16 protein-coding genes are annotated in these 17,333 nt (G+C 54.9%); 12 read left to right on the top strand and 4 right to left on the bottom strand.

The features are described 5' to 3' along the window. Nucleotides 1-95 precede the first annotated feature (95 nt). On the top strand, nt 96-1,076 hold the full coding sequence (locus TW80_RS00765; RefSeq protein ID WP_045995449.1) for a complex I NDUFA9 subunit family protein: 981 nt from the start codon (nt 96-98) through the stop codon (nt 1,074-1,076). Here the strand turns inward: TW80_RS00765 and TW80_RS00760 are convergent. Continuing rightward, on the bottom strand, nt 1,073-1,876 hold the full coding sequence (locus TW80_RS00760; protein ID WP_045995448.1) for an undecaprenyl-diphosphate phosphatase: 804 nt from the start codon (nt 1,874-1,876) through the stop codon (nt 1,073-1,075). The two genes, TW80_RS00765 and TW80_RS00760, sit on opposite strands and share 4 nt — an antisense overlap. Nucleotides 1,877-2,094: 218 nt before the next feature. On the opposite strand from TW80_RS00760, the gene TW80_RS00755 reads away from it, so the two are divergent. The 7 genes from TW80_RS00755 to queG all read left to right on the top strand — a co-directional run bounded on the left by TW80_RS00755 (nt 2,095) and on the right by queG (nt 12,099). Beyond that, entirely contained in the window at nt 2,095-3,522 is a 1,428-nt protein-coding gene (locus tag TW80_RS00755) for an NAD(P)-dependent oxidoreductase (protein ID WP_045995447.1), read from the top strand. Between the two features lie 42 nt (nt 3,523-3,564). After that, nucleotides 3,565-4,236 (top strand): hypothetical protein, encoded by a 672-nt coding sequence (locus TW80_RS00750; RefSeq protein WP_045995446.1) that lies wholly within the window; start codon nt 3,565-3,567, stop codon nt 4,234-4,236. Continuing rightward, entirely contained in the window at nt 4,233-4,943 is a 711-nt protein-coding gene (locus tag TW80_RS00745; protein WP_052700848.1) for a hypothetical protein, read from the top strand. The genes TW80_RS00750 and TW80_RS00745 overlap by 4 nt, the downstream gene beginning before the upstream one ends. Further along, a complete protein-coding gene (gene gltB, locus TW80_RS00740) occupies nt 4,930-9,462 on the top strand; it encodes a glutamate synthase large subunit (RefSeq protein ID WP_045995444.1) in 4,533 nt (1,510 codons plus the stop codon). The genes TW80_RS00745 and gltB overlap by 14 nt, the downstream gene beginning before the upstream one ends. Before the next feature lie 80 nt (nt 9,463-9,542). After that, nucleotides 9,543-10,295 (top strand): monofunctional biosynthetic peptidoglycan transglycosylase, encoded by a 753-nt coding sequence (gene mtgA / locus TW80_RS00735; protein WP_045995522.1) that lies wholly within the window; start codon nt 9,543-9,545, stop codon nt 10,293-10,295. Between the two features lie 64 nt (nt 10,296-10,359). Then, the gene (fzlA, locus tag TW80_RS00730; RefSeq protein WP_045995443.1) at nt 10,360-11,025 is read left to right on the top strand and encodes an FtsZ-binding protein FzlA; all 666 of its coding nucleotides are present in this window, start codon (nt 10,360-10,362) and stop codon (nt 11,023-11,025) included. A gap of 27 nt (nt 11,026-11,052) precedes the next feature. Continuing rightward, complete coding sequence (gene queG, locus TW80_RS00725) at nt 11,053-12,099, top strand: tRNA epoxyqueuosine(34) reductase QueG (protein WP_045995442.1); 1,047 nt, start codon at nt 11,053-11,055, stop codon at nt 12,097-12,099. On the opposite strand, the gene TW80_RS00720 is transcribed toward queG, so the two are convergent. Next, nucleotides 12,067-13,092: a fatty acid desaturase gene (locus TW80_RS00720; protein ID WP_045995441.1), complete on the bottom strand. Its 1,026-nt coding sequence runs from the start codon at nt 13,090-13,092 to the stop codon at nt 12,067-12,069. The genes queG and TW80_RS00720 overlap by 33 nt on opposite strands. Nucleotides 13,093-13,205: 113 nt before the next feature. Between TW80_RS00720 and TW80_RS00715 the strand changes: the two genes are divergently transcribed. Then, a complete protein-coding gene (locus TW80_RS00715) occupies nt 13,206-14,126 on the top strand; it encodes a DMT family transporter (RefSeq protein ID WP_045995521.1) in 921 nt (306 codons plus the stop codon). Between the two features lie 3 nt (nt 14,127-14,129). Here the strand turns inward: TW80_RS00715 and TW80_RS00710 are convergent, their stop codons facing one another. Continuing rightward, complete coding sequence (locus TW80_RS00710; RefSeq protein WP_045995440.1) at nt 14,130-14,729, bottom strand: hypothetical protein; 600 nt, start codon at nt 14,727-14,729, stop codon at nt 14,130-14,132. Nucleotides 14,730-14,913: 184 nt separating this feature from the next. On the opposite strand from TW80_RS00710, the gene TW80_RS17950 reads away from it, so the two are divergent. Beyond that, a complete protein-coding gene (locus TW80_RS17950; RefSeq protein WP_157033177.1) occupies nt 14,914-15,090 on the top strand; it encodes a hypothetical protein in 177 nt (58 codons plus the stop codon). A gap of 13 nt (nt 15,091-15,103) precedes the next feature. Here TW80_RS17950 and TW80_RS00705 read toward each other — a convergent pair whose 3' ends face one another. Further along, on the bottom strand, nt 15,104-15,973 hold the full coding sequence (locus TW80_RS00705) for a branched-chain amino acid aminotransferase (RefSeq protein ID WP_045995520.1): 870 nt from the start codon (nt 15,971-15,973) through the stop codon (nt 15,104-15,106). A 147-nt stretch (nt 15,974-16,120) separates the two neighbouring features. On the opposite strand from TW80_RS00705, the gene TW80_RS00700 reads away from it, so the two are divergent. Continuing rightward, nucleotides 16,121-16,627, top strand: coding sequence for a MarR family winged helix-turn-helix transcriptional regulator (locus TW80_RS00700; protein ID WP_045995439.1), 507 nt, complete (start codon nt 16,121-16,123; stop codon nt 16,625-16,627). After that, a complete protein-coding gene (locus TW80_RS00695) occupies nt 16,624-17,325 on the top strand; it encodes a response regulator (RefSeq protein ID WP_045995438.1) in 702 nt (233 codons plus the stop codon). Before TW80_RS00700 ends, TW80_RS00695 begins: the two co-directional genes overlap by 4 nt. Nucleotides 17,326-17,333 lie beyond the last annotated feature (8 nt).

The following is a 17,333-nucleotide window of genomic DNA, read 5'->3' as shown; positions in this document are numbered from 1 at the left end:
TAGTTCAAAATATGCGCTGCGAATTGCTTTAAATGCAGCTTGTCTGACCATGGGTGGCCGGGTAAACCGTGACAAACGAGCAAAGAGGCCTTGCCATGTCTAAGCTAGTCACAATTTTCGGTGGATCGGGTTTTGTTGGGCGCTACATCGCCCGGCGCATGGCCCAAGAGGGATGGCGGGTCCGCGTGGCTGTGCGTTCGGTCAACGAGGCGATGTTTGTACGCCCTTACGGTGTTGTCGGGCAGGTCGAACCAGTTTTTTGCAATATTCGCGATGATGCGAGCGTCGCTTCGGTCACTGAAGGGGCGGACGCGGTTGTGAACTGTGTTGGTTTGCTGGACGAAGTTGGTAAGAACACATTTGATGCGGTGCATGCCGAGGGCGCGGGTCGGATTGCGCGTATTGCGCGCGAACTTAATGTCGCGCGGATGGTGCATATCTCGGCTATCGGTGCAGATGAAAACGCGCCTAGCGAATACGGTCGCACCAAGGCCGAAGGCGAAGCCGCGGTCATTGCGCATTTCCCAGATGCTGTGATCTTGCGCCCGTCGATCATCTTTGGGCCAGAGGATACTTTCTTTAACCGCTTTGCGGGTATGTCGCGGTTTGGCCCGGTCTTGCCTATTGTCGGTGCAAAGACATTGTTCCAGCCTGTCTATGTTGACGATGTTGCTGCTGCGGCGGCAAAGGCTGTCGTCGGCGGTGTGGATGCTGGCGTTTACGAGCTCGGTGGCCCTGATGTACTGAGCTTCCGCGCGTTGATGCAAAAGATGCTGGGCGTGGTGCGTCGCCGTCGTCTGGTTGTGAACTTGCCGTTTTGGATTGCGCGGATCATGGCGTGGGGGTTCGGAATTGGCCGCACGCTGAGCTTTGGTCTGGTAAAAGGTCCAGTGACTAAGGACCAAGTGGCCAGCTTGACGGTCGATAATGTCGTTGCGGAAGGCGCTCTTGGTTTGGATGCCTTTGGTATTCGCCCGATCTCGCTCGATGCGGTGCTACCGGATTATCTGTGGCGGTTCCGCCCATCTGGCCAGTATGACGCGATCAAAGAATCTGCAAAAAACCTAAAAGCCTAAGTGTACGCGATCCAGAGCAGGATCGCGCCAAGCCCGAGGCGGTACAGCACATAGGGTGTGTAGCTGACCGCCTTGAGTAGTTTCATCATTAGTGACAACGCGCCAAGTGCGGCGACAAAGGACATGGCGATCACGATTGCCACGTCACGCATCGCCCCATCCGGCGCTGTTCCGATAAGGTCGAGACTGAGTAGGCTGGCCGATGCAATGATGGTCGGGATCGACATCAGCATCGAAAGCCGCGCGGCGTCACTGCGGGTATAGCCCAACATGCGACCGGCGGTGATCGTAATACCAGAGCGCGAAGTCCCCGGAATGAGAGCGACAGCTTGCCATGCGCCCATTTTAAATGCGTCTGCGATTGTCCAGTCTGCGGCAGTTTTCGCTGTCGGGCCTTTTTGGTCGGCCCAGTACAGCACGATCCCGAAAATGATCATGGCCCAGCCGATGACTGCGATCCCGCGCATTTGATCAGACAGGCCAGTCAGTTTTAGAATGAGCCCGACAAGAACCACGGGTATCGTTGCGACCACTAATCCAAAGGCCAGTTTCGCGCCTGTGGTGTCGATTTTACCCTTGGCCAACCGTCCCACACCGCCAATCGCGAGGCGAACATCTGACCAGAAAAACAGAACGACAGCGGCAAGGGTGCCAACATGCGCTGCAACGTCGATCAGTTGCCCTTGGTCATCCAGCCCGGACAATGACGGCAGCAAAATGAGGTGCCCGGACGAAGAAACAGGCAAAAATTCTGTGATGCCTTGAATAAGTGCCACAAGAAGGAGGTTAAATGTTGTCATCTAAACGTGCCTGCGATTCGCTTTTGTTCAACCTACCCAGATGTGATTTGGGTGGTAGTGCTTTAATGGGTCCGTTTCGGTCCTAAATTTTATCCCGCGAGCGGCGTGAGAGCCTTGCTTGGCGAAAAATAAATCAATATAGGTCAGTCGTGCTGACTTTTCATTTCGGAGCGTCCGATTTAAAAGGCAGTTCGCTCTGTAAAACGGGAGGACGGCGTATGGCTGGCCAAAAGATGCTAAAATTCACTGCGCTAGAACGCGAGATGCCGGAAAAGCGTCCGCCGAATCTGCGTAAGCAGGATTTTGGAGAAATCTACGCCGAGTTCGCAACTGCAAAAGCAGCCGAGCAAGCAAGCCGCTGTTCGCAATGTGGTGTGCCTTATTGTCAGGCCCACTGCCCGCTTCACAACAATATTCCCGACTGGCTGCGTCTGACTGCAGAGGGTCGTCTGGAAGAAGCCTACGAAATCTCGCAGGCGACAAATACATTCCCAGAAATTTGCGGTCGTATCTGTCCGCAGGATCGTCTGTGCGAAGGTAACTGTGTAATCGAGCAATCCGGTCACGGCACAGTGACAATTGGTTCTGTTGAGAAATACGTAACCGACACCGCGTTTGACGAAGGCTGGGTTAAACCGATCCGCCCAACAGTCGAGCGTTCAGAGAGCGTTGGCATCATCGGTGCAGGTCCTGGTGGTCTGGCTGCTGCAGATATGCTGCGTCGTCAGGGCGTTCAGGTGACCGTTTATGATCGTTACGATCGTGGTGGTGGTCTTCTGACATACGGCATTCCGGGCTTTAAGCTGGAAAAAGACGTCGTAATGAAGCGTATGGACCAGCTCGAAGATGGCGGTGTTGAGTTCGTATTGAACTGTAAAGTTGGCGAAGATCTGTCCTTTGACGCGATCCGCGGTAAGCATGATGCTGTATTGATTGCCACTGGCGTTTACAAAACACGTGAACTGCCAGAATCGGGTGCAGATGGCATCGTTCAGGCGCTGGATTTCTTGACTGTTAGCAACCGCAAGAGCTTTGGCGATGATGTGCCAGAATTCGAAAGCGGTGAGTTGAACGCCGCAGGCAAGCGCGTCGTCGTCATCGGTGGTGGTGATACTGCAATGGACTGCGTCCGTACCTCGATCCGTCAAGGTGCCGAGAGCGTGAAGTGCCTATATCGCCGTGACCGTGCAAATATGCCGGGTTCTCAGCGCGAAGTGCAAAACGCCGAGGAAGAAGGCGTTGAATTTGTCTGGCTTGCCGCGCCAAACGGTTTTGAGGGCGATCCTGTCACAGGTGTGAAGGTGCAAAAAATGCGCCTCGGGGCGCCTGACGCAACGGGCCGTCAGTCCCCCGAAGTGATCGAAGGTGCGGACTATGTTGAGCCAGCTGATCTTGTGATCAAGGCGCTTGGTTTCTCGCCAGAGGACCTGCCAAAGCTCTGGGGCGTTGATGGCCTCGAAGTGACCCGTTGGGGCACGATCAAAGCTGAGTTTGGTACAGGTGCAACGAATCTGGATGGCGTGTTTGCAGCAGGTGACATCGTGCGCGGTGCTTCGCTTGTTGTGTGGGCGATCCGCGATGGTCGTGACACAGCCGCTGCAATTCTGGACTATCTGAACGAGGCCGCAGCCGTCGCAGCCGAATAAACCATACCGCCACATCACCGCACTGACCTGAAAGGTTACGAAATGATGAAGCCACTATTGACCATTGCCGCAGTTGCGCTGGCGAGCCCAGTCGCCGCCCAGCAAAGCTTTGCCGCACCAGAAGGTTGCGAAGCAAAACTGACAGTGCAGCAAAAAGGCTGCGTGATGGTCAATGTGTGGACCTGCGAGGCTGATGCTGATGGCGATCAATGGATCGCACTGATCGGGCAAACAGGCGTCTTTAGCATTCAGCGTGTGGATGATGAATTTCAATGGATGGAAACTTATTCCGTACTAGGAAACGAGGCGCTGTCAGTACCCGCCGATGACCCGGCATCTTTGACCGAACTCTTTGCCAATCAGGTCGATACTTGGGATTTCGTGATCGAAACCGAAGAAGGCATAGAGCGTAATGTTGGTTTCGACATGCTAACCGGTGAAACGGTCGTGATTGACGGCGAAACCCTGTTCGAGACCGAATTCGAAGGACAGACGCTGGACGGTGATGGCAACGTTCTGGATAACAGCAACGGCCGCCAGTACGTGAGCCAAGATCACCGGTTGTTCTTTTTCGGGAAATCTTGGTCAGAGGATGCACCGGATCAAATCACGGATATGTCTCCGGTCGAATTCATTTATCCGGGCGAGCCGGGCTTTTTCGCCGCGCAACCTGTTTATGAATGCAACCAGATCGAAACGAGCTACCAGCCATGAGACTGGTTCTTGCCCTTTTGATTTCTGCCAGCCCTCTTGCTGCGCAGGAAAGCCGGCCAGTGTTCGGGTTGCCAGCGGGATGTACGGCCTATGTGACCGTGCAAAGCACGAGCTGTGAGGTTAGCCATTATTTTACCTGCCAAGGTGATCCCGAAGGTCATCAGCGTCGCGTATCACTGGACGAGCAGGGCGTGGTCTATGCGGGTGAAATCGACTTTGAAACGCAGTGGATCGCCAGCTTTCACGCGCTAACCGGGCATAGTGAAACGCTCGTGCCGAACCCGACCGAGCCAGCATCACTGTCTGATCTCATCGCGCATGGCGTCGACGATTATGATTTTAGCACCATGTCTGATCAGTTCGGCGAAACCCGTTTTAGCGGACAGGACACACTGACCGGGCGCGAAGTCACTATTGACGGCGTCACACTGCTTGAGACGACCTACGACATCACCGCCAGCACGCCTGATGGGACCGTCATTTGGTCCGCAAAAGGCAACGAATTTATCAACCCAGATTGGCGCGTCTTTTTGGCGGGAACTGGTGTTGTAACTTCATCCGAAGGGCAAGAGTCGCGCGACGACCGCCCTGTCGAATTCATCTTTCCGGGGGAACCGGGATTCCTAAGCGCCCAGCCGAAACATGGCTGTGGGCTTGCGATCTCATCCGCACCACTATCTGAGGAGAATACCTATGACCAAATATGATCAAGCCTGGGTGGCGGCTGAGGAAGCTAAGCGCAAATGGATGGCCGAAAACGCGCTGTATGCCGAAGAGGACGAACATTCGTCCTGTGGTGTTGGTCTTGTTGTTGCAATCGACGGGACACCTTCGCGTGGTGTCGTTGAAAACGGGATTGATGCGCTCAAGGCGATTTGGCACCGCGGTGCAGTTGATGCCGACGGCAAAACAGGTGACGGTGCAGGTATTCACGTGCAAATCCCTGTCCCATTCTTCCAAGATCAGATCCGCCGTACAGGTCACGAGCCAGAAGACGGTGAATTGATCGCGGTTGGTCAGGTGTTCCTGCCACGCACAGATTTCGGCGCCCAAGAGCGTTGCCGCACGATTGTTGAATCCGAGGTTCTGCGCCTTGGTCACTATATCTATGGATGGCGCCACGTTCCGGTGAACACCGAATGTCTGGGTGATAAGGCAAACGCGACACGTCCTGAGATCGAACAAATTCTGATCCGCTGCGAAAAAGATATCGATGACGAGCAGTTCGAGCGTGAACTCTACATCATTCGTCGCCGTATCGAAAAAGCAGCCGCTGCCGCGCAGATCAACGGCGTTTACATCTGTTCGCTGTCATGCCGTTCGATCATCTACAAGGGTATGATGCTGGCCGAGCAGGTTGCAGAATTTTACCCAGACCTGCTGGACGAGCGTTTTGAATCGGCCTTCGCGATCTACCACCAGCGTTATTCCACAAACACTTTCCCGCAGTGGTCGCTGGCACAGCCATTCCGCATGTTGGCCCACAATGGCGAGATCAACACCCTCAAGGGTAACGTCAACTGGATGAAGTCCCACGAAATCCGGATGGCATCGAGCGCATTTGGCGAAAAAGCCGAAGACATTAAGCCGATCATCCCATCGGGTTCGTCGGATTCGGCTGCGTTAGACTCTGTTTTCGAGGTGCTCGTGCGTGCGGGCCGCAACGCACCGATGGCAAAAACAATGCTGGTCCCCGAAGCATGGGCACAGCAAGCATCCGACATGCCGCAGGCGTGGCAGGACATGTATAGCTATTGCAACGCCGTGATGGAGCCATGGGATGGCCCAGCAGCACTGGCAATGACAGATGGCCGCTGGGTCTGCGGTGGTCTCGACCGGAATGGTCTGCGCCCCCTACGCTATGTTGTGACTGGCGAAGGCCTGCTGATCGCAGGTTCCGAGGTCGGTATGGTTCCCGTCGATGAAGCGACCGTAGTAGAAAAAGGCGCGCTTGGTCCGGGGCAAATCATTGCAGTGGACATGCAAGAAGGCAAACTGTTCCACGATACCGAAATCAAGAACGTACTTGCTGGTGCGCAGCCATTTGGCGAGTGGATCGAAAAGGTTGTCGATCTGACGGAATTGATGGGCGACGTGCCTGAAAAACCACTCTACGAAGGTGCGGACCTGCGTCAGCGTCAGGTGGCTGCTGGGTATTCAATCGAAGACCTAGAGCAAGTGCTTGCGCCAATGGCCGAGGACGGTAAAGAAATGATCGCGTCCATGGGCGACGACACGCCCTCTGCGGTCTTGTCGACGAACTATCGTCCGCTATCGCACTTCTTCCGTCAGAACTTTAGCCAGGTGACCAACCCACCAATCGACAGTTTGCGCGAAACACGTGTGATGTCTCTTAAGACGCGCTTTGGTAACCTAAAGAACGTGCTGGACGAGAACTCATCGCAGACGGAGATTCTGGTTCTGGACAGCCCATTTGTCGCGAACGCAGAGTTCGACGAAATGGTCCGTCACTTTGGCGACAACGTCGCGTTTATCGACTGTACGTTCGAGGCGGGCCGTGGTTCGTTGTCCAAAGGGCTACAGCGTATCCGTGATGAGGCCGAAGATGCTGTGCGTTCCGGCGCGGGCCATCTGGTGCTGACAGATCAGCATCAGTCGGCAGACCGTATTCCGATGCCAATGATCTTGGCGACGTCAGCAGTGCATTCTGGCCTGACTTCCAAAGGGTTGCGGACCTTCTGTTCGATCAATGTGCGTTCTGCTGAATGTATCGATCCGCATTACTTTGCCGTGTTGATTGGCTGTGGCGCAACCACTGTGAACGCCTATCTGGCGCAAGATTCCATTGCGAACCGTGTCGAGCGGGGGCTGTTGGAAACTTCTTTGACCGAAGCAGTGCAGCGATACCGCAAAGCTGTCGACGCTGGTCTGCTCAAGATCATGGCAAAGATGGGGATTTCGGTTCTGGCGTCTTATCGCGGTGGTCTCAATTTTGAGGCCGTCGGACTGTCCCGTGCGATGGTTGCCGAGTTCTTCCCAGGTATGCAAAGCCGGATTTCCGGTATCGGGATCAGCGGTATTCAGACCAAGCTAGAGGAAGTGCACGCACGTGGCTGGAAAAAGCCCGAAGACGTGCTGCCGATTGGTGGTTTCTACAAGGCGCGTCGTTCCGGCGAGAAACACGCTTGGGAAGCGCAGACAATGCACATGATGCAGGCTGCCTGTAACAACGCATCCTATCCGATGTGGCAGCAGTACAGCAAATCTATGCAGGCAAACCCACCAATTCACCTGCGTGACCTGCTGGCGATGAAGCCATTGGGCAAGCCGGTACCGATTGAAGAGGTCGAAAGCATCACGGCCATCCGCAAGCGTTTCGTCACGCCGGGGATGTCATTGGGTGCGCTTAGCCCGGAATCGCACCGGACGCTTTCGATTGCGATGAACCGTATTGGCGCGAAATCCGACTCTGGTGAAGGTGGCGAGAGCCCGGATGATTTCACACCAGAACCAAATGGCGACAACGCATCTGCGAAAATTAAACAGGTCGCATCAGGTCGTTTCGGTGTAACCGCAGAATATCTGCTGCACTGTGAAGAGCTGGAAATCAAAGTTGCCCAAGGTGCAAAGCCTGGCGAAGGCGGCCAGTTGCCCGGCATGAAGGTTACTGACCTGATTGCAAAGCTACGCCACTCGACCAAGGGTGTGACTCTGATTTCACCGCCACCGCACCACGATATCTACTCGATCGAGGACCTCGCGCAGCTGATCTACGATCTTAAGCAGATCAACCCGATCTGTAAGGTCACGGTGAAACTCGTTGCGGCCTCTGGTGTTGGTACGATTGCCGCTGGTGTTGCCAAAGCGAAAGCAGACATCATTCTGATCTCTGGTCATAACGGTGGTACGGGTGCTTCTCCGGGAACGTCGATCAAATACGCTGGTCTGCCATGGGAAATGGGCCTGACCGAGGCGCATCAGGTTCTCGCGATGAACAACCTGCGTGATCGCGTCACGCTGCGGACCGATGGTGGTTTGCGCACAGGCCGCGATATCGTGATGGCCGCGATGATGGGTGCCGAGGAATACGGCATCGGCACCGCTGCGCTGATCGCGATGGGCTGTATCATGGTACGTCAGTGTCAGTCGAACACCTGCCCCGTTGGTGTCTGTACACAGGACGAAGCGCTGCGCGCCAAGTTCACCGGCAACGCAGACAAGGTCGTTAATCTGATCACATTCTACGCCACCGAAGTGCGCGAAATTCTGGCCAGCATCGGCGCCCGTTCTTTGGACGAGGTGATCGGTCGTGCCGACCTGCTGACACAGGTAAGCCGTGGTTCTGCGCATTTGGATGATCTGGATCTGAACCCGCTTCTGATCTCGGTCGATGGTGCGGATAAGATCAGCTATGATCGTGATCGCCCACGCAACGTTGTCGATGACACATTGGACGCGCAAATCGTTCAAGATGCCGCGCGCTTCTTGAAGGATGGTGAGAAAATGCAGTTGGACTATGCCGTGCAGAACACGCTACGGACCATCGGCACACGCACCAGCAGCCATATCGTCCAAAACTTTGGCATGCGAAACGACCTGCAAGACGATCACCTGACGGTCAAACTGCGTGGTTCTGCAGGGCAGTCTCTGGGTGCCTTTGCTGCGCCGGGCCTTAAGCTTGAGGTGTCAGGCGACGCCAACGACTATGTTGGTAAGGGCCTGTCAGGCGGCACGATTGTGGTGCGTCCACCAATGGTAAGCCCGCTGGTTGCCGCGGATAACACGATTATCGGGAACACTGTTCTATACGGTGCGACTGACGGTTACCTGTTTGCGGCTGGCCGCGCAGGAGAGCGTTTCGCGGTGCGTAACTCTGGCGCAACTGTCGTGATCGAAGGCTGTGGAACAAACGGCTGTGAATATATGACCGGTGGTGTTGCTGTGATCCTAGGGTCAATCGGTGCCAACTTTGGTGCGGGTATGACGGGTGGTATGGCCTATCTCTATGATCCAAAAGGCGAAGCTGCTGATCTGATGAACATGGAGACGCTCGTGACGAACCCTGTAACGGTTGATCACTGGCTTGATCAGCTCAAAGGCCTGATTGAGCGGCACGCCAAAGAAACAGGTAGTCGCAAAGCTGCTGAAATTTTGCAGCACTGGGAACTGGAAAAAGGCAACTTTGTCCAAGTGTGCCCGAAAGAGATGCTGGTGCATCTCAAGCACCCGCTTAGCATCGAAGATGCGGCGATCCCTGCTGAATAAAAACAACGCCCCCGCAGTGAAACATCTGCGGGGGCGAACTGCTTCTTGACCGCACAACCCTTGCATGGCTTATGGATGCGATGGCAGAGCGTAAAAAGAACCCCAAGAAAAAACCCGCGCCCAAGAAACGGGGCAAGGGCCGGAAAGCCCCCAGCTTGGTTGAGCGGGCGGTGACAGGCCTGCGCCGTCTGATTTGGGGGGTGTGCTTTGGTTTGCTGGGTATCGTGTTACTGGCGACTCTGATCTACGCGGTTGTTCCGCCGCCTACGACGCCTTATATGTTTTCGGAGCGTAGTCGTTTGGGGGCGGTGTCATACGACTGGACCCCGATAGAGGAAATCGCACCTGTTATGGCGCGCGCTGCAGTCGCCGCCGAAGACGCGAATTTCTGTTTGCATTGGGGATTGGACGTAAATGCCATTCGTTCGGCTATGGATCGGGGGCGCGGCGGTGCGTCGACGATTTCTCAGCAGGTGATCAAGAACGCCTATTTGTGGCACGGGCGCAGCTGGTTGCGCAAAGCGATTGAGGCACTATGGACGCCGCTCTCAGAGGCGGTTTGGAGCAAGCGGCGCATCTTGGAGCTATACCTGAATATTGCAGAATTCGATGAAGGTGTATTTGGCGTGCAAGCCGCTGCACGTCACTATTTCGGTGTAGATGCTGCCGATCTGAACGCTACACAGGCGGCGCGTTTGGCTGCGATCCTACCGTCGCCCAAGAATCGCTCTGCGTCGCGGCCTAGCCCGTACACGCGTGATCGTGCAGCGGCGATTATCAGCGGTGCCCAGACAATTAAGGCGGACGGTCGCGCGGATTGTTTCGAAAACTGATCCAACCATTGATCCGGACGGCCCCTTGCTGCATTGAAGGGTAAAACCGATTTGTGAGTCCGTCATGAACACCCTGTATCATTATCCGTTGTCACCATTTTCACGCAAAGTACGCCTGTGCCTTGCCGAAAAGAAAATCGAAGTCGGACTGGTCGAAGAGCGCTACTGGGAGCAAGACGCAGAGTTTCTGCGCCGGAACCCAGCCGGAAAGATTCCTATTCTGAAAATGAATGGCCGCATGATGGCTGATAGTAACGCCATCGCAGAATATCTCGAAGAGATGTATCCAACCCCAGCGCTCCTGCCGCGCGAACCAGAGACCCGCTACGAGGCCCGCCGCTTGGTCGGTTGGTTTGACGATAAATTCTATCACGAAGTTACAACCAAACTGATCGGTGAGCGCGTCTATCGCAAGGTCATGGGAACGGGCTACCCCGATAGCGCCAATGTTAAATCGGGGGCGCGGGCGATCAAATACCACCTGGATTACATGGCCTATCTGCTAGAGGATCGTCGCTGGCTTGCTGGGAACGAAATGACGCTCGCTGATTTTTCGGCTGCTGCGCATTTGTCCTGTCTGGATTACACGAGCGACGTTGATTGGAACCGTCATGAGGTGGTCAAGGATTGGTACGCCAAGATCAAGTCTCGGCCGGCGTTTCGGTCTCTTTTGGCGGATGAGGTTCCCGGTTTTCAGCCGGCAGCGCATTATGCAGACTTGGATTTCTAAGCCCCGCTCTGGTTTGGCGGAAGCCCGGTGAAGGATCGTCTGATATCATATGCCCAAGAGGCGGGGTTCGCCAAAGTTGGTATCTGCCGCCCCGACGCAGTGCCAGAGATTGCAGAGCGGCTCGCGGCCTTTGTCGAGGCGGGGATGCATGGGCAGATGGCGTGGATGGCGGATCGGATGCACTGGCGGGGCAATCCTGCCGCGCTATGGCCAGAGGCCAAGTCAGTTATCATGCTGGCGGAACCCTATACGCCGGAACACGATCCTCTCGAGGTCCTGCAATACCCGGATAAGGCAGCGATTAGTGTCTACGCACAAGGCCGCGATTATCACGACGTGGTAAAGAAACGGCTCAAGCGGGTTGGACGCTGGTTAATTGAACAATCGCCGGGAACTGAGATCAAAGTTTTCGTTGATACTGCACCCGTGATGGAAAAACCGCTAGCTCAGGCGGCCGGGCTCGGCTGGCAGGGAAAGCACACCAATGTTCTTGGGCGTGATCTTGGGTCTTGGTTCTTTCTCGGGGCGATTTTCACGACACTTGAGCTAGAGCCCGACACGCCTGAGGTCAGTCATTGCGGGAGCTGTACAGCCTGTTTGGATGTTTGCCCGACGTCGGCTTTTCCTGCGCCTTACCAACTCGATGCGCGTCGTTGCATTTCCTACCTCACAATCGAGCATAAGGGGCCTGTTGATCCCGTGCTGCGCGGGATGCTGGGTAACCGGATATACGGTTGCGACGATTGCTTGGGGGTTTGTCCGTGGAACAAATTCGCCAAAGAAGGGCGGGATGCAAAATACGCCGCGCGTGCCGATTTGGTGGCGCCCCCGCTCGGTGAACTTGCTGCGTTAGACGATACCAGTTTTCGCGCACGTTTCTCGGGGTCGCCGATTAAACGCATCGGACGCGACAGATTTGTTCGCAATGTGGCCTATGCCATTGGGAATTCGGGCGACCAGAACCTGATTGGTGCAGTCGCCCGATTGGTTGATGATGATGATCCCACCGTTGCTGATGCGGCACGGTGGGCACTGAACCAACTAAGCAGCGAGGCGCCGCGCCGCAGCGAATGAAACCAAGCGGCGGCTTTTCTCATCCCATAGATCCAGACTGGCGCATTTGATGCTCTGAACCAGCGTCAGGCGGCTGCATTCAACCAGCTCTTTGTGATCGCGCAGTACCTCGGACAGGCGATAGAACGGAATGCGGCTGTACAGGTGATGCACGTGGTGAATACCGATGTTCGCCGTGAACCAACGTAGAATTGGTGGCAGGTCATAGTGCGAACTGCCGTGCAGGGCCGCCTCGTGAAGCTGCCAGTTCGGGGCTTGCTCCCAATGTGTGGTTTCAAATTGGTGCTGCACATAGAACAGCCAAACGCCGATGGATGCCGCGATCAAAGTGCTGGGCAGGAACACCAAGAAAAGCGCTTGGAAGCCGCCAAAATACACAATCGTACCAAGGATCGCTACAATGGCTGCATTGGTGCCCATCGCGCTGATCCAATATTTTTTGCCTTGGTTCATAAGGCCTAGTGGCAATCGGTTTTGCAGAATGAACAGATAAGTCGGCCCAAGACCAAACATCACCAGCGGATGACGGTACGCGCGGTAGAGGAAACGGCCGAAAGGCGTGCGCTGGTGGTATTCTTCGACGGTCAGGGTCATGACGTCGCCAATGCCGCGATGATCAAGGTCGCCAGCATGGCTGTGGTGAATCGAATGGGTGCGCCGCCAAACGTCATATGGCGTGAGCGTCACAACACCAAGCACGCGGCCAACCCAGTCGCTGACGGTGCGGTTGCCGTAGAATGATCCGTGGCCGCAATCATGCTGAATGCAGAACAGACGCAGCAGGAAACCACCGTTCAGTGCCGAGATCAAAAACGCACCGAAATAGCTGTAATTTGCAACCCAGCAAGCCAAGACCCACAGTGCAACGAAGGGAACGAAACTGATCCCAAGTTCAAAGCTGCTGCGTAGATTGCTTGGTTCACGGTAACTAGCTAGGATTCTTACCCAATCTCTTGGGCTTGTTGTTGTCGGGGGGGTATTGTCTTTGGGCATGCGGTGCTTCTTATTGTGAGTGGGTAACGGATACCTTAACGCTGACCGGTAGCAAGCAATAAAGGCTTCATTGTGTTGTCCGTGAGACCATGCATGCCCAAAAGGAGACAATCATGCAGCCACTACGCGGAATCCTTCTCAAGGTGATGTCCGTTTGCATGTTCATCGCGATGTCGAGCCTGATCAAAGCCGCATCTGATGACGTGCCGCCCGGCGAAGCGGTGTTCTTTCGGTCGTTCTTTGCATTGCCGATTATCTTTGGTTGGCTCGCCATCCGAGGAGAACTTCGCAATGGCTGGAAAACCATAAACCCGATGGGGCATTTCTGGCGGGGGTTGGTTGGCACTGCGGCGATGGGTCTAGGATTCACCGGGCTAGGATTGCTGCCATTGCCCGAAGTTACGGCCATCGGCTACGCCGCGCCACTTCTTGTGGTCATTTTCGCGGCGATGTTCCTGAACGAGCAGGTCGGTGTCTTTCGGTTATCTGCTGTCGCGCTTGGGATGATCGGTGTTTTGATTGTTTTGTCGCCGCGTCTGTCCATCGGAGCAACGCTAGGTACGGCCGAAACCTTGGGGGCTGTCGTCGTTTTGATGGGGGCGGTGATGGCTGCGCTTGCACAGGTCTTTGTGCGCAAGCTGGTGAGTACCGAAGGCACAGCGGCTATCGTGTTTTGGTTCACCATCACATCGTCCTTTATGGCGCTATTAACGATCCCTTGGGGCTGGGTGATCCCCGCCCCGTCTGTCGCGGCGATGCTCATCTGTTCCGGCTTGTTTGGCGGGATGGGGCAGATTTTCTTAACATCAAGCTATCGCTTTGCCGATGCATCGCTTGTCGCGCCCTTTGACTATAGTTCGATGCTCTTGGCGCTTGGCATCGGGTATTTTGTCTTTGACGAAGTGCCAACTGCGACAATGCTTTTGGGCGCCGCAGTTGTGATTGCTGCAGGCGTCTTGATCATTTGGCGTGAACGTCAGCTTGGGCTTAAGCGGGCGCAGCAGCGCAAGGCCACCGGTAATCTGGGATCATGATCGCTATGCGCGTTTGAGCCCTCTTTGAATGGCACGGCGGAGAGCAGCAAATTTGCGGGGAAAGCCGGGTGCGTTTGCGGGCACATTCAGCCCTGCTGCCATGTATTTTTCCCAAATGCTACGAGCGTGATCGGGTGACAGATGGGCAGGAATTTTGAGAGGGCTGCCGCCAATAGGTTCCAGAAATCGTTGCGGAATTTGAAATGGAATTGAACCGCGTGGACGCGCGAGCACCTTTTGATTCAATCGCGATATTTGCCTTAGCGGAGCGTCCTGCTCTTCGACCTTGAGCCGATGGTTGCGATACGACCCGGTATCCCAGTTGACCAAGACACGAGCAAAAATCTCGTCCTCTGTTGGATGCAGCGGCAGAGGTTTCGGATCATCAAGGTGATGGGCAGGATTGCTGCGATACAAGGCGTGTACTGCAATTGCGAAGTCACACTCTGGTTGATCAAGCATCCACGATATCAGGGTGTTATGCGACGCATATTTTGCACGCCGGACGGTATCAAGCCACAGGTCTTGCGGTGATCTCTTCAAGATTTCGCGAATGGCGATTTCTGCCTCGGGGGCAGAGCTGTGGCGTTGTGACGGCGGCATTCTTACTCGTATCTCGGCGACTCAGTGAACATGTACACGGTGTTTATAATGCGAAAATTGGCATAAATTTGTTCCAAAACGACATTTAATTATAATTATTGCATAAATTACACGAGGCTATCACACGCATTACGTGTGTTGTAATTTGTGCTATAATGATTTTCCAATTGGGGAGGAAAAGAAAATGAAACACATTTTGGATCGGTCTCACACTCAGGGACAGGCGGCGCTGGGGCGGCTTATGACCGTGGTGCGGACTTCGCTGCCCAAGCGGCAGAGCGTGACGCTGCAAAGGCGTCAGCGCAAACGCATCGACGACCGTCGGCTAAATGCCTATCGGATGATGATGCGTTCGCACTAGGGAGTTTGATATCTTACGCGCGGACGAGTTTCTCGTAATCTTCAGCGATTTCACGTGTCAACGCGCCGACTTCAAAGGTGTAGTCGCCGATCTGACCCACGGGGGTAACTTCGGCGGCTGTACCGGTCAGCCAGCACTGTTCAAACCCTTCGAGTTCTTCGGGCAGAATGCGGCGGACGTTGACCTTGATCCCCTTGGCTTCGAGCATTTCGATAACGGTCTGGCGCGTAATCCCGTTCAGGATCGCGTCTGGATCGGGGGTATGCACTTCGCCATCTTTAACGAAGAAGATATTCGCGCCAGTCGCTTCGGCAACATAGCCGCGATAATCCATGAACAGCGCGTCCGAGCATCCTTTGGCCTCGGCTGCGTGTTTGGACATTGTGCAGATCATATATAGACCAGCGGCCTTGGCGGCGGTTGGGATGGTCTCGGGGGACGGGCGTTTCCACTGGGCAATGTCCAGTTTTGCGCCTTTCATTTTTGCGTCACCGTAGTAGGCACCCCATTCCCAAGCCGCGACTGCCATGCGGACGGGGTTCTTGTTTGATGCAACACCCATATCTTCGCCGGCACCACGGTAGGCAATCACACGTACATAGGCATCGTCCCAGCCGTTCGCGCGCAGGACGTCGTATTTGGCTTTTTCGATTTCTTCGACGGTGTAGGGGATTGGCATATCGAGCAGTTCACCGGATTTCAGTAGCCGCTCTGAGTGCTCAACAGATTTAAAGATTTTGCCGTTGTAGCAACGTTCACCTTCGAACACAGAGGATGCATAGTGCATAGCGTGGGTCAGGATGTGAACATTCGCGTCGCGCCACTCGACCAACTGGCCGTCCATCCAGATTTTACCATCGCGGTCATCATATGCACCAGCCATCATCGCCTCCGTGGGAATTTGCATTTGTTACGACATTAGGTCCGTTTTGGACATAATATTTCGTATTTTGTGAGGTTCGCTAGCAGTTGATTCTTGGAATGTCAACAAAGCTGACGTATTGTCAAAGCAGCGATAAGGAGGACGTGCATGAGTGACGGACCGCAGCCACAAACGGGGCAAAGCTTACTTTTCCTGACGGATGAACAGTTGCGCAAAGGGATCGAAGCGATGTTCTTTGCTTATCGTGGCTTTACGGCGGATCCGGACCGCATTCTCGAAGAAAAGTCTTATGGGCGTGCACATCACCGCGCGATTCATTTTATCCATCGCAATCCGGGAACGACCGTAAATAACTTGTTGTCAATTCTTGGTGTTACAAAACAATCTCTGAATCGTGTGTTGCGCACATTGATCGAAGACGGTTTGGTAGCGAGCACTGTCGGCAAAAGGGACAAGCGTGAGCGGCATTTGCATCTGACAACCGAAGGAGCGGTATTGGAAAGAGCATTGTCAGACGCGCAACGTGACCGGATGCGGGCGGCTTATCGTGCTGCTGGGCCCGCTGCCGTTGCGGGATTTCGGCAAGTGTTGGAGGCCATGATGGATGACCAAGCGCGGCACCATTATGAGGCGATGAAGGATGTAACGGAATGAAGGCTGACGACGCCCATTTGCTAATTGTGGACGATGACGAACGTATTCGCAGCCTGTTAAGGAAGTTTCTGGTTCGGAGCGGTTTTCTTGTGACGACAGCCCGCGATGCGGCGCATGCGCGGCGTATTCTGTCGGGGCTAGAGTTTGATCTGATCGTTCTAGACGTCATGATGCCGGGTGAAGATGGCATAACCTTGTGCCGTGACCTGCGTCAAAAATTGACGACGCCGATCATGTTGCTGACGGCCAAAGCTGAAACCGATGATCGTATTTCAGGTCTTGAGGCGGGCGCGGACGACTATCTGCCCAAACCGTTTGAACCCAAAGAATTGTTGCTGCGGATCAATGCCATCTTGCGGCGGATGCCAGAGGCTGAACCCGCCGTGGTCTTGCCCAAAGTGATGAACATGGGCCCAGTGCGCTATGATATCGAACGCGGCGAAATGTGGCAGGGTGAAGAGCTGGTCCGTTTGACTGCCACCGAAAGTCAATTGATGCGTATCTTCTCGGCCAGCCCCGGCGAGGCGATCACACGTGCGCAATTGGTCGAAGAGTTGAGTAGATCAGGCGGGCAGACCCAAGAGCGGGCCGTGGATGTTCAGATCACCCGGCTGCGCCGCAAGATCGAAGTAGACCCAAAGCAACCCAGATACCTTCAGACCGTCCGCGGCGCTGGGTATATGCTTGCTCCGGAGTGACCTCATTG

Source organism: Loktanella sp. S4079 (assembly GCF_000967725.1).
Taxonomy (GTDB): Bacteria; Pseudomonadota; Alphaproteobacteria; order Rhodobacterales; family Rhodobacteraceae; genus Yoonia.
This window is presented reverse-complemented; position numbering and strand designations above follow the sequence as displayed.

What these genes read in the sequence shown, in the direction of transcription:
- TW80_RS00765 (WP_045995449.1), top strand. Translation starts at nt 96, where the DNA reads ATGTCTAAGCTAGTCACAATTTTCGGTGGATCGGGTTTTGTTGGGCGC.
- TW80_RS00760 (WP_045995448.1), bottom strand. Translation starts at nt 1,876, where the DNA reads ATGACAACATTTAACCTCCTTCTTGTGGCACTTATTCAAGGCATCACA.
- TW80_RS00755 (WP_045995447.1), top strand. Translation starts at nt 2,095, where the DNA reads ATGGCTGGCCAAAAGATGCTAAAATTCACTGCGCTAGAACGCGAGATG.
- TW80_RS00750 (WP_045995446.1), top strand. Translation starts at nt 3,565, where the DNA reads ATGATGAAGCCACTATTGACCATTGCCGCAGTTGCGCTGGCGAGCCCA.
- TW80_RS00745 (WP_052700848.1), top strand. Translation starts at nt 4,233, where the DNA reads ATGAGACTGGTTCTTGCCCTTTTGATTTCTGCCAGCCCTCTTGCTGCG.
- gltB (WP_045995444.1), top strand. Translation starts at nt 4,930, where the DNA reads ATGACCAAATATGATCAAGCCTGGGTGGCGGCTGAGGAAGCTAAGCGC.
- mtgA (WP_045995522.1), top strand. Translation starts at nt 9,543, where the DNA reads ATGGCAGAGCGTAAAAAGAACCCCAAGAAAAAACCCGCGCCCAAGAAA.
- fzlA (WP_045995443.1), top strand. Translation starts at nt 10,360, where the DNA reads ATGAACACCCTGTATCATTATCCGTTGTCACCATTTTCACGCAAAGTA.
- TW80_RS00720 (WP_045995441.1), bottom strand. Translation starts at nt 13,092, where the DNA reads ATGCCCAAAGACAATACCCCCCCGACAACAACAAGCCCAAGAGATTGG.
- TW80_RS00715 (WP_045995521.1), top strand. Translation starts at nt 13,206, where the DNA reads ATGCAGCCACTACGCGGAATCCTTCTCAAGGTGATGTCCGTTTGCATG.
- TW80_RS00710 (WP_045995440.1), bottom strand. Translation starts at nt 14,729, where the DNA reads ATGCCGCCGTCACAACGCCACAGCTCTGCCCCCGAGGCAGAAATCGCC.
- TW80_RS17950 (WP_157033177.1), top strand. Translation starts at nt 14,914, where the DNA reads ATGAAACACATTTTGGATCGGTCTCACACTCAGGGACAGGCGGCGCTG.
- TW80_RS00705 (WP_045995520.1), bottom strand. Translation starts at nt 15,973, where the DNA reads ATGGCTGGTGCATATGATGACCGCGATGGTAAAATCTGGATGGACGGC.
- TW80_RS00700 (WP_045995439.1), top strand. Translation starts at nt 16,121, where the DNA reads ATGAGTGACGGACCGCAGCCACAAACGGGGCAAAGCTTACTTTTCCTG.
- TW80_RS00695 (WP_045995438.1), top strand. Translation starts at nt 16,624, where the DNA reads ATGAAGGCTGACGACGCCCATTTGCTAATTGTGGACGATGACGAACGT.